The sequence below is a fragment of the Kitasatospora sp. McL0602 genome (assembly GCF_052076145.1).
GTDB lineage: Bacteria > Actinomycetota > Actinomycetes > Streptomycetales > Streptomycetaceae > Kitasatospora.
Window position 1 is genome coordinate 5,467,184 of sequence record NZ_CP197246.1, and the last position, 14,025, is coordinate 5,481,208.

At 73.3% G+C, this 14,025-nt stretch carries 12 protein-coding genes; 4 read left to right on the top strand and 8 right to left on the bottom strand.

Annotated features, from left to right (window positions below):
- Positions 1–169: 169 nt before the first annotated feature.
- The gene (locus ACR68M_RS24905) at positions 170–916 is read left to right on the top strand and encodes a class I SAM-dependent methyltransferase (protein WP_441246335.1); all 747 of its coding nucleotides are present in this window, start codon (positions 170–172) and stop codon (positions 914–916) included.
- Entirely contained in the window at positions 913–2,007 is a 1,095-nt protein-coding gene (locus ACR68M_RS24910) for a prenyltransferase (protein ID WP_441246336.1), read from the top strand. Before ACR68M_RS24905 ends, ACR68M_RS24910 begins: the two co-directional genes overlap by 4 nt.
- A gap of 119 nt (positions 2,008–2,126) precedes the next feature.
- Here the strand turns inward: ACR68M_RS24910 and ACR68M_RS24915 are convergent, their stop codons facing one another.
- From ACR68M_RS24915 to ACR68M_RS24930, 4 genes are all read right to left on the bottom strand, one after another.
- On the bottom strand, positions 2,127–3,161 hold the full coding sequence (locus ACR68M_RS24915) for a hypothetical protein (protein ID WP_441246337.1): 1,035 nt from the start codon (positions 3,159–3,161) through the stop codon (positions 2,127–2,129).
- Positions 3,162–3,361: 200 nt separating this feature from the next.
- Positions 3,362–4,054: an N-acetylmuramoyl-L-alanine amidase gene (locus ACR68M_RS24920; RefSeq protein WP_441246338.1), complete on the bottom strand. Its 693-nt coding sequence runs from the start codon at positions 4,052–4,054 to the stop codon at positions 3,362–3,364.
- Positions 4,055–4,457: 403 nt separating this feature from the next.
- The gene (locus ACR68M_RS24925) at positions 4,458–5,759 is read right to left on the bottom strand and encodes a hypothetical protein (protein WP_441246339.1); all 1,302 of its coding nucleotides are present in this window, start codon (positions 5,757–5,759) and stop codon (positions 4,458–4,460) included.
- Between the two features lie 244 nt (positions 5,760–6,003).
- Complete coding sequence (locus ACR68M_RS24930; RefSeq protein ID WP_441246340.1) at positions 6,004–6,660, bottom strand: class I SAM-dependent methyltransferase; 657 nt, start codon at positions 6,658–6,660, stop codon at positions 6,004–6,006.
- 193 nt (positions 6,661–6,853) lie between these two features.
- Here ACR68M_RS24930 and ACR68M_RS24935 point away from each other — a divergent pair, with 193 nt between their 5' ends.
- Positions 6,854–7,486, top strand: coding sequence for an AAA family ATPase (locus ACR68M_RS24935; protein WP_441246341.1), 633 nt, complete (start codon positions 6,854–6,856; stop codon positions 7,484–7,486).
- A 29-nt stretch (positions 7,487–7,515) separates the two neighbouring features.
- Here ACR68M_RS24935 and ACR68M_RS24940 read toward each other — a convergent pair whose 3' ends face one another.
- The gene (locus ACR68M_RS24940; RefSeq protein ID WP_441246342.1) at positions 7,516–8,808 is read right to left on the bottom strand and encodes a M48 family metalloprotease; all 1,293 of its coding nucleotides are present in this window, start codon (positions 8,806–8,808) and stop codon (positions 7,516–7,518) included.
- Between the two features lie 172 nt (positions 8,809–8,980).
- On the opposite strand from ACR68M_RS24940, the gene ACR68M_RS24945 reads away from it, so the two are divergent.
- Complete coding sequence (locus tag ACR68M_RS24945; RefSeq protein WP_441246343.1) at positions 8,981–10,057, top strand: Zn-dependent alcohol dehydrogenase; 1,077 nt, start codon at positions 8,981–8,983, stop codon at positions 10,055–10,057.
- A 62-nt stretch (positions 10,058–10,119) separates the two neighbouring features.
- Here the strand turns inward: ACR68M_RS24945 and ACR68M_RS24950 are convergent, their stop codons facing one another.
- The 3 genes from ACR68M_RS24950 to ACR68M_RS24960 all read right to left on the bottom strand — a co-directional run bounded on the left by ACR68M_RS24950 (position 10,120) and on the right by ACR68M_RS24960 (position 13,864).
- Positions 10,120–10,281, bottom strand: a complete 162-nt coding sequence (locus ACR68M_RS24950) for a hypothetical protein (protein ID WP_441246344.1) — start codon at positions 10,279–10,281, stop codon at positions 10,120–10,122.
- Between the two features lie 197 nt (positions 10,282–10,478).
- Entirely contained in the window at positions 10,479–12,233 is a 1,755-nt protein-coding gene (locus ACR68M_RS24955) for an ATP-binding cassette domain-containing protein (protein WP_441246345.1), read from the bottom strand.
- Positions 12,230–13,864 (bottom strand): ATP-binding cassette domain-containing protein, encoded by a 1,635-nt coding sequence (locus tag ACR68M_RS24960; RefSeq protein WP_441246346.1) that lies wholly within the window; start codon positions 13,862–13,864, stop codon positions 12,230–12,232. Before ACR68M_RS24960 ends, ACR68M_RS24955 begins: the two co-directional genes overlap by 4 nt.
- Between the last annotated feature and the right edge of the window lie 161 nt (positions 13,865–14,025).

A 14,025-nucleotide genomic window follows, 5' to 3' on the forward strand; every position in this document is an offset into this window, starting at 1 on the left:
ACCTGGCCGCGTGCGTGGCCGTGTACGTGCGACTGACGTAACGTCAACTGCGCTGTGGGCAAACGGGCTTCGTCGGTTTTCGCACTCCATCGCTTTCGTTCCACCTGATATCGCTCTACCCGATTTCGCTCTACCTGCTTGTGCAACACCGAAGAATGGGAGCCCCGCAGTGCTGACCGTCGATTTCTCCCGCTTCCCGCTCGCTCCCGGCGACCGGGTGCTCGACCTGGGCTGCGGCGGGGGCAGGCACGCGTTCGAGTGCTACCGGCGCGGTGCCGATGTGGTCGCGCTCGACCAGAACGGCGACGAGATCGCCGAGGTGCGCAAGTGGTTCGCCGCGATGAAGGAGGCCGGCGAGGCCCCGGCCGGCGCCTCCGCCGTCGCCATGGAGGGTGACGCGCTCGCGCTGCCCTTCGAGGACGAGAGCTTCGACAAGATCATCATCTCCGAGGTGATGGAGCACATCCCCGACGACAAGGGCGTGCTCGCCGAGATGACCCGGGTGCTCAAGCCCGGCGGCGTGCTCGCCGTCACGGTGCCGCGCTGGCTGCCCGAGAAGATCTGCTGGGCGCTCTCGGACGAGTACCACGCCAACGAGGGCGGCCACATCCGCATCTACCGGGGCGACGAGCTGCTCGACAAGCTCCGCGAAGCCGGTCTCGAGCCCTACGGCACCCACCACGCACACGCGCTGCACTCCCCGTACTGGTGGATCAAGTGCGCTGTCGGCGTCAACAACGACAAGGCGCTGCCGGTCAAGGCCTACCACCAGCTGCTGGTCTGGGACATCGTCGGCACCCCCGTCATCAGCACCGTCCTCAAGGCGGCCGAGAAGGCGCTCAACCCGGCGATCGGCAAGAGCTTCGTCGCGTACGCCACCAAGCCGAACCGCCCCTCGGGCGGGGGCCGGGCGTGACCGCCGCCGTCCCGGAGGTGCTGCTGCTCGACGGCGTGCTGGACGCCGGGCAGGCTGCCGCCACGGTGCGGAGCATCCTCGCGGACCAGCAGCCGGACGGCGCCATACCGTGGTTCCGGGGCGGGCACCTCGACCCCTGGGACCACACCGAGGCGGCGATGGCCCTCGACACGGCGGGCGAGCACGCCGCCGCCGAGGCCGCCTACCGTTGGCTGGCCGCCCGCCAGAACGACGACGGCTCCTGGTACTCGGCCTACTCCTACGGCCAGCCGGGCCCGGACGGCCGGAGCGGACCGGACGGGGAGGTCAGCAACGCGTCGAAGGAGACCAACTTCTGCGCGTACATCGCCGTCGGCGCCTGGCACCACCACCTCAGCACCGGTGACGACGCCTTCCTCGAATGGCTCTGGCCCGCCGTCCGCCGCGCCCTCGACTTCACCGTCGCGCTGCGGCTGCCCGGCGGCCCGATCGCCTGGCGCCTCGACGAGGACGGCACCGCCCCGCAGGAGGCGCTGCTCACCGGCTCCTCCAGCATCCTGCACGCCCTGCGCTGCGGTCTCGCCATCGCCGACTACCTCGAAGAGCCGCAGCCCGACTGGGAGTTGGCGACCGGACGGCTGCGCCACGCGATCGCCCACCACCCCGAGCGGTTCCTCGACAAGGACCGCTACTCGATGGACTGGTACTACCCCGTGCTCGGCACCGCCCTGCGCGGCGCGGAGGCTACGGCCCGGATCGAATCCGGCTGGGAGACCTTCGTCGTGCCCGGCCTCGGCGTCCGCTGCGTCAGTGACCGGCCCTGGGTGACGGGCGGCGAGAGCGCCGAACTCGCCCTCGCCCTCTGGGCGGTGGGCCAGTCCGACCGCGCGGTGGAGATCCTCCGCTGGATCCAGCACCTGCGCCACACCGACGGCTCGTACTGGACCGGGTACGTCTTCGAGGACGACGCGATCTGGCCCGACGAGCGGACCACCTGGACGGCCGGAGCGCTGCTGCTCGCCGTCGCGGCGGTGGGCGGGGAGCCCGCCACGGTCGCGGTGTTCGGCGGCGAGCAACTGCCGAGCGGGCTGGTCGTCAGCGACTGCTGCTGACCGGCGCTGCCGGCGGGTACGCACGTCGGACACGGCGAAGGGGCGCGGGGAGCTGCGCAAGGCTGGAGGGTGACGTGCCCTCCGGTCTCGCGCGCTCGCCGCGCCCCTCCTACGTACGGTCAGCCGCGCTGGATGCCCGAGGTGTCGCTGAGCAGGCCGTGGCTGCCGTCGGGGAGCTGGGCGACCAGAGCGGCGCCGCGCTGCTCGACGGCGAGGTACCAGGTGCCGGGGAGCAGCTCGCCGACCGGTGCGCCCACGGGGTTGTCCTTCGGCGCCAGCTGACGCGGCACCGGGACGGCGAACCAGAACGGCGCGAAGTCGGCGACCGGGGCGGCGGCGGGCGTCGGGGCCGGTGCCGGGGTGGGCGCGGGCGCCGGGGTCGGGTCCGGCAGCGGGGTGGTGGCCTGGAGGTGCTGCGGCGGCCCGGCCTGGGCGTGCGGGGCGGCCGGGTCGTGCTGGCCGGGGGCGGGGAAGCCGTAGCCGCCGGGCTGCGGCTGGCTGCCGTACGCCTGGCCCTGGCCCGGACCCTGCGGCTGGCCCTGGTTCTGGCCCTGCGGCTGGCCCTGCTGGGGGTTGCCGGGGTAGCCGTAGTCGTAACCGCCGGGCTGGCCGGGCTGACCCTGCTGGCCGGGCTGGGTGGCGCCGGGGCCCTGGTAGCCGAGCGGTGCACCGGCGTAGCCCTGCGGGGCGGGCTTGTCGGTCAGCAGCGGAGCCTGGAGCGCCGGGACGAGCGGGCCGCCTGCGGCGGCGCCTGCCAGCACCAGCAGGGCCAGCACCGACAGCCAGGCGCCGAAGCTGTTGCCGCCGGCGCTGCCGCCACCGGCGAGCGAGGTGAGCCCGGCCCAGAGCGCGGCGACCGAGAGCGCGATGCCCCACTGGTCGAGCCGCAGGCCGAGCACCTGACGGTTGGTCGCGGCCTCACCCTGGAAGCGCTGAAGCAGGATCAGCGCGGCGGCGGCGAGCCCCAACAGGAAGACCGAGGGGAGGATCGGGAAGAGCGCCGTCGTCCAGGCGTTCTGCGAGTTGGTGATGCAGGGGCTCTTCACGCTCAGGCACAGCGTGTAGGAACGGTACGGCAGGAAGGAGGCGATGAGCAGCAGGAGCGCCGCACCTGCGACGGCGGCATCTCCCCGGGTGAGAGCGCGCAGATTCACGAACGTTCCCCTCGTTGGTGTCGTGGACGGCGGTGAGCGGGCAAGGCAGTAGCAGTATTCGGGGCAAAAGCCTAGAGGTAAGTCATTTCATCCGGCACAGCGCCCTCCGCCCGGCCGAATAACGGGCCGTTCTCCTGTGGTCCGGTTCTCCCGTGGTCCGGGTTCGGCCGGAGCCCGGTTCGACCGGCGCCGGCTCGGGTTCAGCCGGCCGACGCATCGGGTGTGGCGGTGGTGGTCAGATAGGCCGTCAGGGCGTCGGCGATGCCCTGGGCGGCCTGCTGGCGCCACTGTGGGTCCGTCATCCGCTTGGCATCGACCGAGTTTCGCATGTTGCCGCACTCGATGAACACCTTCGGCACGGTGGACAGGTTGAGCCCGCCCAGATCGGAACGGGTGTCCAGGCCCTGCTCGCCGATGTAGTTGGCGTATGGTTCGCCGGTCGCGGCCTTGAAGTCCTGACGGAGCAACAGGCCGAGGCGGTGCGAGGGCGAGACGATGGCCGAGTTGTCGGCCTTACCCGCGGTCACCTTGGCGGGCATGATCACGTGGAAGCCGTTGCCGGAGGCGGGGGCGCCGTCGCCGTGGACGGAGATGGCCGCGTCGGCGTGGGCCTGGTTGCCGATCTGGGCCCGCTCGGTGATGCACGGGCCCCAGGCGCGGTCGCCGTCCTGGGTGAGGACGACCTTCGCGCCGCGCGACTGGAGGATCGCGCGGGCCCGGCGGGAGACGTCCAGGGTGTAGTCGGCCTCGGAGTAGCCGGCGTTGGTCTCGGTGCCGGTGGTGTCGCACTCCTTGCTGCTGTTGCCGATGTCGACCTGTCGGTTGATCTCGGTGGTGTGGTTGACGTTGCCGCTGTTGTGGCCGGGGTCGAGCAGGATCGTCTTGCCACTCAAGCTAGCGCCGCTAGCAATGTTGCCGCTGCTAGAAATATTGCCGCCGCTAGAGGTGCTGCCGGTGCTAGGCGTGGCGCCGGGAGTGAGGGGGCTGCCGGTGCTAGAAGAGCTAGCGGCGCTAGAACCTCCGGTGCCGCTAGCGGGGCTAGCACCGCTAGCGGTGCTAGGAACGCCGGACAGCGGTCCCGGAATGTCAGGGATCGTGCCCGCCTGGTCGGGGGCCGACGCCGGAGGCACGGCCGACGGCACCCCGGCGGCCCGCCCGGAGCCGTTGCCTGCCAGCGCCTGCCAGCCCAGCCACCCTGCGAGGCTCATCGGCAGCAGGGCGCAGAGGAGCACGGTGAGGCGGAAGCCGGTCGAGCGGCGGCGGGGGCGGTCGTCGGTGGTGCCGTTCACGAGAGGGTCAGATCCTGTCGAAGGTGCGCGGAGTGAGGCTGAAGGTGCCGGCCAGTGAGTTCCACTTCGTTACGAAGTCCTTCTTGGACTGCGTGGCCTGCGGGTTGAGATCGTTGGCGTGCTTGAGGTCGGCGGTGTCGGGCGCAGCGCCGTTGCTGCACCCCTGGCTGCCGACCGTACGGGCCCAAGCAGCGTACGCGCGGTCGATGTCGGCCGACTGCTGCCACGCGGTCCGCAGCAGCTGCGTGACGTCCGTGCCGCCCGGCAGATCGCCCACACTGAGCTTGCCGAGATCGGAGATCAGCTGGTCGCGCTGGGCCGCTCCACCCTCGAAGATCTGCACCGCCGAAGCGGCCGACCCGCTGCCGCAGGACTGCACCTGCGCCACCGCGTTCCCGATCGGTGCCTTCGCGCTCTCGCCCCGGCTCAGCAGGTCGTCGAGCGCCTTGGCCTGGACGGCGGCGTTCGGGCCCGCGCCGGGCACGGTCGAGGCGCTCGGCGACGGCGAGGAGCTGGCGCCGGCGGAGTCCGCGGGCTGGCTGACCGAGCCCTGCGGTGCGGGGCTCTGCGGGCTGTCGGTCTGCACCGGTGCGGCCTGCGGCTTCGGCGAGGCGCCGTCCCCCTGCAACGCCCAGACCAGACCGCCGCCGAGCGCGAGGACCAGCACCGCACCGATTGCGACGAACAGCACCTTCCGGTTGCCGGTGCTCTCGGGCTCCTGGGAGTAGCCGAGGTCCTCGTACTGGCTGTACTGAGGCTGCTGGCCGTACTGACCGGCGCCGAGGAAGCCGCCGGACGTGCCGGGGCCGTTGCCGGGCGGGTTGCCCGGGGCGGGGAAGCCCGGGTAGGGCGTCTGGGCGGGCTGGTACGGGGGCTGTTGCTGGGGCGGGAAGGAGCCGGTCGGGGCGGTGGGCGGGAAGCCATACCCGCCGGTGCCCGGCGGCGGCATCGGGCCGGGCTGGGGCGGGGCGTACGGAGGCTGTTGCTGCGGCGGCGGGGTCTGGCCCGGCGGGGCCAAGGTGTAGGGGGCCTGACCCGGAGCTTGGCCCGGCGCTTGCGGCGGAGCTTGAGGCGGAGCCTGGGGGAAGCCGTAGCCGCCCGGCGGGGGCGGCGTGGTCGGCGGAGCGGGGGGCAGGTAGGGCCGAGCGCCCAGCAGCGGGCCCTGGTCGCCGGCCGAGCCGGGCCCGGCGGGTGCACCAGGGTGGGACGGTGGCTGGCCGGGGGCCGGCGGACGCCGGACCCAGCCGCCCGCGCCGCCGCGCGCGGTCGGATCCCAGACCGCCGGAGCGGTGTTGTCCTGGTCGCTCATGCCTGGCTCGCCCCCGCTGTCGTTTCGTGCCGCTGACGGCCGTGTCGTCCGGGTGTTCGCGGACACCGTACCGGCCATCCGTGCGGCGGGGTACGGCGGCACCCGGAGGAACCGGCCAGTGGGACGACGTTAGAGCATCGGCGATCGTGCCCGCAGGAGCGTTGCGATCTTTGTCGGCTCAGCCGTGCGAGCCCCTCCCGCAGGGCCGGAGCGCGTCCTGCACGGGCGGCTCCCGACGGGTGCGTCAGGCAGCGGCTGAGCGGCGCAGCACACGGAGCGACCCTGTGACGGAGACCTCCTCGAAGCCCTCGGCGAGAGCGCGGAGGTACACGCGGTACGGCGCCTGGCCGCCGTCCGCCGGGTCGGGGAAGACGTCGTGGACGACGAGGAGGCCGTCCTCGGCGAGGTGCGGGGCCCAGCCTTCGTAGTCGCCGGTCGCGTGCTCGTCCGTGTGGCCGCCGTCGATGAAGACCAGCGCGAGCTTGCCGCCCCAGACTGCCGCGATCTGCGGCGAACGGCCGACCAGAGCGATCACGTGGTCCTCCAGCCCGGCCCGGTGCAGAGTCCGGCGGAAGAGCGGGAGGGTGTCCATCCGGCCGACCTCCGGGTCGACCAGGCCGGGGTCGTGGTACTCCCAGCCGGGCTGCTGCTCCTCCGAGCCCCGGTGGTGGTCGACCGTCAGTGCGACCGTCCCGGCCGAGCGGGCCGCGTCGGCGAGCAGGATGGCGGAGCGGCCGCAGTACGTACCGATCTCCAGCAGGGGCAGGCCCGTCCGCCCGGCGGCTTCGGCCGCCGCCGCGTACAGGGCGAGGCCCTCGTCGAGCGGCATGAAGCCGGTCGCCGCCTCGAAGGCCGCAAGCACCTCGGGCGCCGGGCGGGCGCCCTCCCGGGTGGTGGTCATGGTGCTGCTCCCTGCTGCTGTGCGGTGTCGGGGTTCCAGGACATCGGCCGGATCTGGACCCTGGGGTTTCCTGGACCCTACTGGACGGTAGTGCGACCTCGGCCGCCAGCCCGCTGGCCCGCTTGGTCCGGGTTACGGGGTACGCGGTACGGGAAGACCGGACGTCGGGCCCCGGCGTCCGTAGGGTGTGGGCATGCTCTTGTGGATCAACGGCCCCTTCGGTGGCGGTAAGACGCAGACGGCGCACGAGATCGAGCGTCGGCTGCCCGGTAGCGTCATCTGCGACCCCGAACACGTCGGGTTCGGCATGCACCGCATGACGCCTCCGGCGCTGCGTGGAGACTTCCAGGACCTTCCGGCCTGGCGGCAGGGCGTGTTCGAGGTGCTGGACCTGGCCCTCACCAAGCACGACGGGGTCGTGGTCGCGCCGATGACGGTCGTGGAGACGGCCTACTTCCAGGAGACCGTCGGTCGGCTGAGGGAGCGCGGGCATGATGTCCGGCACTTCGCCCTGCTGGCCGGTCGGGAGACGGTCGTGCGTCGGCTCCGCGAGCGGGGCTTCGGACACGCCGCCCGGCTCGTCGGCGGAAAGGACGCCCCCTTGCACCGCGAGAGCTTCGCACTGTCAAAGCTCGACCTGTGCCTGGACCGCCTGCGCGCGGAAGAGTTCGCCGAACACGTGCAGACCGACCAGATCACGATCCCGCAGGTCGCCGACCACATCGCCGCCTCGGCCGGGCTGTCGCTCGTCCCGAACACCGACAGCGCGCTTCGAGGCCGCCTCCGCCGGGCCTGGACAGGGGTCAGGTACATCCGCTCCGACTGAGCCCCCGCCCCCTGGAGAGCCTCGGGCTCTCAGCCCAGCAGGTCGCGGGCGACCCGGGCCCTGGCGGGGGCCAACTCCGCTTCGATCGTCGCGCTCTCGGCAGCCGTGAGCACCACGGTCGGCTCCTGGGCGGGCCGGTGGCCGAGCATCCTGATCCGCAGGTGGGTCGGCGGGTGGCTACGGTCGGTCGAGCCCATCTCCCGGGCGGACAGTCGGAACAGCCGCTCTCGTTCCAACGCGGGTACGGAGGTGGCCTGGTCGCTGATCGCCTGCCAGAGGTCGGCGGGCTGCTGCTGGTCGGGGGCCGTGCGGCGGCGCTGGGCCGGGGTGCTGCGGTGGCGTACCAACGCCGTCGCGATGCTGCGGTCCAGCAGCATGGCCTCCAGCATGCGCTGAGCGGCGTCGGTCGAGGCAACTGAGGCCGCGAGGGCGTCGGCCCGGTACTCGGCGCTCTGCCCCGAGCGGATGGTGAGGCGTTCGAGCAGTAGCAGGACTGTGAGCACCACCCGGCGGAGCGGCACCTGCACCAGTGCCGCGAGCGCCTCACCGGGGCTTCTTCCGCGCACCGGCCGGAGCACATCGTGCCAGCTGACCAGGGCTTCGAGGGCCGACCAGAGCCAGAGGCCGCGCCGGGCATCGTGGTTGACGTCGTGCCCGAACTCGTGAGCCAGCAGCGCAACCCGCTGTTGCGGCGTCAGGATCTGCCACAGCGGAAGCCCGAGGGTGAGCTTGCTCCGGCGGCCGAACCCGGCGCGGCCGTAGGAGGCGTTGAAGCGGCCGTCGGTCAGGATCACGTCCACCGGGCGGGCGCCGACGGCTGCGGCGACGCGGTCGGCCAGCGCATGCAGGGCCGGTGCGTCGGTGCGGCTCAGGCATGACCCGTCGTCGGGTATCCGGCCGAGGCGCGGGCGCAGCGTGGCGGTGACGGCGAGTCCGATCAGGCCGAGGACACGCAGGGGCCAGGTGCCGCCCCAGATCGTCACGAGCGACAGGGTGAGCAGGCTTACGGTCAGCAGGTGGACCAGCCCGGCGAGGGCGGCGGCGGCGTACCTGGCGCCGTCGCGGTGCGGGGTGCTGTCGTCGGCCATCGCCGCGTACAGCTTCTCGACCCGGGCCCGGACGGTGGCCTTGCGCGCGGTCTCCTTGCGCTTCGCCCGTTCGGCGCGGCGCTGTCGGCGGGGTGTGCGGTGGAGGTCCGGGGCGGCGGCGGGCGCGAGGTTCCACTCGCAGGCGGGGCACCAGTCGGTGAACCGTTCGTCGCTCGGCAGGTCGGACCCGCACTCCGGGCAGGGGCGGGCGTCGACGAGACTGTGGGGAGGCATGGCCGGGGATCATGCCAGATCGCAGGCGTCCGATCGACCGGATTCCGGGGTTTCGGACGGGAGCCCTGATGCGCTATACATGGTCAGGTTTCTAGAACTCGTTCTAGCTTGCGACAGCTCGTCCGACTCGTTCTGATCCGTCCCAACTCACACGGCCCCCGGGAGCAGCCCCATGCGCGCAGCGATCCTGCACGAGACCGGTCAGGACAAGCTGGAGGTCCGTGACGACGTCGAGGCCGTCGGCTTCGGCCCCGGGCGAGTGCGTGTGCGCCTTCGTGCGACCAGTCTCTGCCACTCCGACCTCTCCGCGATGAGCGGGGTGCTGCCGCAGCCGGCGCCGTTCGTGCCGGGGCACGAGGGCGCGGGTGACGTGGTCGAGGTCGGTGACGGTGTGACCAACGTCGCGGTCGGTGACCGGGTGGTGCTCTGCTGGATGCCGCCCTGCGGAGCCTGCGAGCTCTGCCGCCGTGGCGAGACCCACCTGTGTGTCAGCAGTCTGGGCCGCCTCGGAACCCCCGGGTTCACGTACGGGGAGGCGGCGGCGTACGGCTTCTACAGCACCGGCACCTTCGCCCAGGAGGCCGTCGTCGCGGCCGACAGCGTGATCAAGGTGCCCGCCGACATGCCGTACGAGCTGGCGGCGCTGATCGGCTGCGGAGTCACCACGGGTGTCGGCGCGGCCGTCAACACCGCGCGGGTCGAGCCCGGTGCCTCCGTCGCCGTGATCGGCGCGGGCGGGGTCGGCATCGCGGCGGTCCAGGGTGCCCGGGTCTGCGGCGCCGCCCGGATCACCGTCGTCGACCCGGTCGAGTCACGCCGCGAGCGGGCCCTCGCCTTCGGTGCGACCGACGCGGTCGCGCCCGAGGAGCTGAAGACGGCTGCCAGGAGCCTCGCGGCGGGCGGCTACGACTACGTCTTCGAGGCCGTCGGCCGGAGCGCCACCGTGCGGGCCGCCTACGACGCGACCCGGCGCGGCGGGGCGGTCGTGGTCATCGGTGCCGGCGCCCGGGACGACAAGGTCGCCTTCAGCATGGGCGAGCTCTTCTTCAACGAGAAGCGCATCCTGCCCTCGATGTACGGCGGCGGCGACGTCCAGCGCATGGCAGCCCGGGTGATCGAGCTCTGGCGGGCCGGGCGGATCGACCTCGAATCCATGATCACCCACCGGGTCACCCTCGCCGAGGTGAACGAGGCGATCACCCAGATGCGGGAGGGCACGGCCCTGCGGACGGTCATCTCCCTGGACTAGCGGGCCCAGTACCGGGCTGGGCCTGGCCGCGCGGTCTCCGGCTGCCGCCAGGCCCGGTCCGGCTACCGGTGCAGGCGGTGGCGGCCGTGCGGGTCGGCTTCCGGGGTGTCGTCGGGCGCGGTGGTGCCCCGGTGGCGGCCGTGGGCGGCGTCCGTGGCCGTGGCCTCGTCGGCGCCGGGCGCGCTGGTCTCGTGCTCGGTGGAGTCGGTGAGGGTTTCGGACATCAGGTTCGTCTTCTCCGTGCGAGGGTGCGGGTGTCGGGGCCGAGGCGCAGCCGACGGTGCGGGACGTGCCTGTGCCGGAAGCGTCACGGCCTGTACGGGGGCCACCCTAGCTGGTCCGACGGGTTCCACCGGCAGTCCGTCCGCGCCGCGTCGCACAGCCCGTAGCGTCTCGGGCTGCTCGGGACCGCTCGGGTCGCTCAGGCCGCCGCCTGCGGCAGCGAGCCCAGCCAGTGGCCGACCAGCTCGCGGTAGAGGGGGGAGAGCACCTGGAGGTCGCCGTGCCGGGCAGTCAGGCCCCGGCCGGAGTCGAGCAGCAGCACCCGGTCCGCCCGCAGTGCCGAGCCGATGCGGTGGGCGATCACCACCAGACTGCCGGGGCGTCGGGCGAACGCCTCCTCGACCCGGGCCTCGGCGGCCGCGTCCAGGTGGCAGGTCGCCTCGTCCAGCACCACCACCGGCGCGGGGGAGAGGTATGTCCTTACCAGCGCCAGGAGTTGGCGCTCCCCGGCGGAGAGACCACCGCCGACCGTCCCGTCCAGCCCACCGAGCCGCCCGACCAGCTCGGTGGCCCCCAGCAGCGTGACCACCTCGCCGATCCGGTCGTCCCCGAGCTCCGGGTCCAGCCAGCGCAGGTTCTCCCGTACCGTCCCGGTGAAGACGTACGCCTCCTGCGGGACGAGCGCCAACTCCCTTGCCCGGACCGGCCCGGGGAGATCGTGCAGCCGGACATCGCCGACCAGCACCTCGCCCAGCTGCGGTTCGATCAGCCCGGCCAGCAGTGCGGCAAGCGTCGACTTGCCCGTCCCGCTCGGCCCGACCACGGCCAGGTGCTCGCCCGGAGCCAACTCCAGCTCGAAGCCGTCGAGTACGGGCTGCGCGGCCGGCCCGTGCGCGTACCGCAGCCCACGAACGTGCACGGCCGGGCCGTCCGCGTGGCCGGTGCCGTCCGGGGGTAGGGCCCTTCCGGACCTGCTCCTGCCGATGGTGGGAGCAGGCATCGGTACAGGTACCGGTACCGATGCGAGCCGGTCCAGTACGACCGCGAGCTCCAGCACCCAGCCGCCGACCATCCCGGCCAAGGTCCGGACGGCAGGCTCGAGTTGCTGCAGCAGATAGGCCGCGACGCCCAGCACCTGCCCGACGCTCAACCAGTGCCCGCGCACCAGCCACGGCGCCGAAACCACCAGCGCCAGCACCGGCACGCGCCCGGCCAGCGCGACTGCGAGCGAGCGCAGCGCCGACGCCCGGCCGAGCGCCCGGACGGCTGCGCCCTGGGACCGGACGGCCGCCGTGAGTGCGTCGCCGACACGCTGTTGTGCTCCACAGGCGGTGATGTCCCGGAGGCTCTCGAAGGCCCGGGTGGTCTCGGCGGCGACCAGTTCGTCGGCCAGCACCACGGCGCGGCGCCGGGCCAGCAGCGGCTTGAGCAGCCGGACGAAGAGCAGGCCGCCCAGCAGTAACGGGGTGAGGGTGAGCGGCAGGGTGACGGGTGCGAGCAGCGCGAGGCCGATCAGCGCCGCCACCAGGGTCACTCCGACCCCGCGCAGTGTCCGCAGCAGGGTGGCGGTCAACTGGCGGGCTGACTCGACCTGTTCGGTCAGTCGGGCGACGGCCGCCGGGTCGGCCTCGGGTCGGGTCAGCGCGCCTCGGACGACGCGGGCCACCAAGGCGTCGCGCAGCGGCTCCACCACGGCGGCGACATGAGGGAAGGCGGCCCGCGCGGCGTACGCCCGCAGGCCCGCTGCTGCGCCCAGGCCGCCCAGCCAGAGGCAGCCGAGAGCGGGGCGGCCCGCCAGGAAGCCCTGGTCGACGGCGGCGGAGAGCAGCAGCCCGGAGAGCATCGCGGGCAGGGCCTCCACCGCCGACCAGGCCAGGGTGCGGACCAGTGCGGGTCGAGTGGTGGCGAGTTGGGCCACGAGCAGGGCTTGGCCGGGTGATCTGTGACGGCTCATCGGGAGGGCTCCAGGTGGGCGCCGGCGAGGGTGCTGCGGTAGTCGGGGTCGGTGAGCAGTTCGGAGTGCGGGGCGAGGGCGCGCAGACGGCCGTGCTCCAGCCAGGCGACCAGGTCCGCATCCGCCGCGGCCTGGGCGCGGTGCGCGACGACCAGGCGGGTGCGGCCACGGGTGGAGTCGGCGAGGGCGCGGCTGACCTGGTGCTCGGTGGCGAGGTCGAGGCTGGAGGTCGCGTCGTCCAGCACCATCACGCGGGGGTTCAAGGCCAGCAGTCGGGCCAACCCGAGGCGCTGCAACTCGCCTCCGGAGAGCTGGAGTTCGCTGGGAGGTGTGCGCAGCCCGGCAGGGAGGCGGGCCAGGAAGCCGTCAGCCCGTGCGGCTCGGGTCTGCTCCGGCCCGGAGCCTTCCAGGGCTTCCGCGAGGGTGGCGCCGACCAGGGCCGGGCGCTCGAACGCGTAGCCGACCGCCCGGCGCAGCTCGGCGACGTCCAGCTCGGCCACCGGCATGCCGTCGATCAGCACCTGGCCGGCCTGCGGCTCGCGCAGGCGTCCCGCCAGCGCTGCCAGCAGGGACTTGCCCGAACCCGAGCGGCCGACGAGCGCCACCGTCCGCCCGCCGGGGACGGTCAGGCTGAGCGGCCCGAGCAGTACGTTGTCGCCGCCGTTCCGCACGACCACCTCGGAGAAGACCAACTCCCCGGGGCCGTCAGGGAGTCGCAGGGTGCCGACGGTGGGAGCGGGCAGCGCCAGCACCTCCGCGACGCGCCCGAGCCCGGCCCGCGCATGGGCGACACCGGCCAGCGCCTCGACCTGCTCGAAGAAGCCGACTCCCAACGCCGTCCATCCGGCCGCCGCCGCCAACGCCCCCGGCGGCAGCGCACCCTGCGCGACCTGCCACCCGGCGGTGGCGAGCACGGCCAGTTCCACGACGGCCACCAGGGCGGTTGCCTGCCAGACCGTACGCCGCTGGGTCGCCCACAACGCGTGCCCGGCGGTGGAGAGTTCGGGCAGCAGGTCGAGCACCCGTGCTGTCTCCCGCTGTTCGGCGCCGGCTGCCCGGATGCTGCGCAGCCCGCCCAGCGCCTCCGTCAGACGGGCGGCCAGCTCGGACTGCACCTCCTGGTACCGGGTGAAGACCTGCCCGGCCCGGGTGAGGAAGAGCCGGATCAGCACGATGCCCGGCACCACCCCGCCGAAGAACGCCAGCGCCAGCCAGGGCGAGAGCAGGGCCAGCCCGACGACGGCGCCGAGCGAGGTCAACAGGGCCGTGAAAGCGCCGAGTCGGGCCGGAAAGGCGCCTCCGGCGTCGGCCGCCGAACCGACCAGCCGGGAGGCCAGATCGCCGGGCGCCGGCGTTGCCTGCGAGGTGGGGCCCACTGCCAGGACGTGCCGCAGCATTCGGGTGCGCAGCGCGACGGTCGCCTCCGCGCCGCACGCGGGCCCGGCTGCCGCCGCCACCGCCCCGGCCGCCGCGCCGCCCAGCAGCGCCACGCCGAGCAGGACGCCGTCGGTGAGCAGCGCGCCGCCGCCCAGCACGCTGTCCACGGCTCCGGCGACCGCCCCCGGCAGGGCGAGCGTCGCCACCGCCTCGACGGGTACGGCGACGGCAAGTGCCAGGCTCCAGCCACGCATCTGTGCTCTCCCAAAGCCGTCCGGTCCGAAGCGTCCGAAGTATCCGAAGCGTCCGAGGTTTCGGCAGCGTCCGAAGTAGTCGAAGTCTCGTGGTGTTGGATGTAGCGGTAGGGCCGTGTCGTACCCCGTAGGAGGGGGTACGACACGGCCCGGTCACTCAG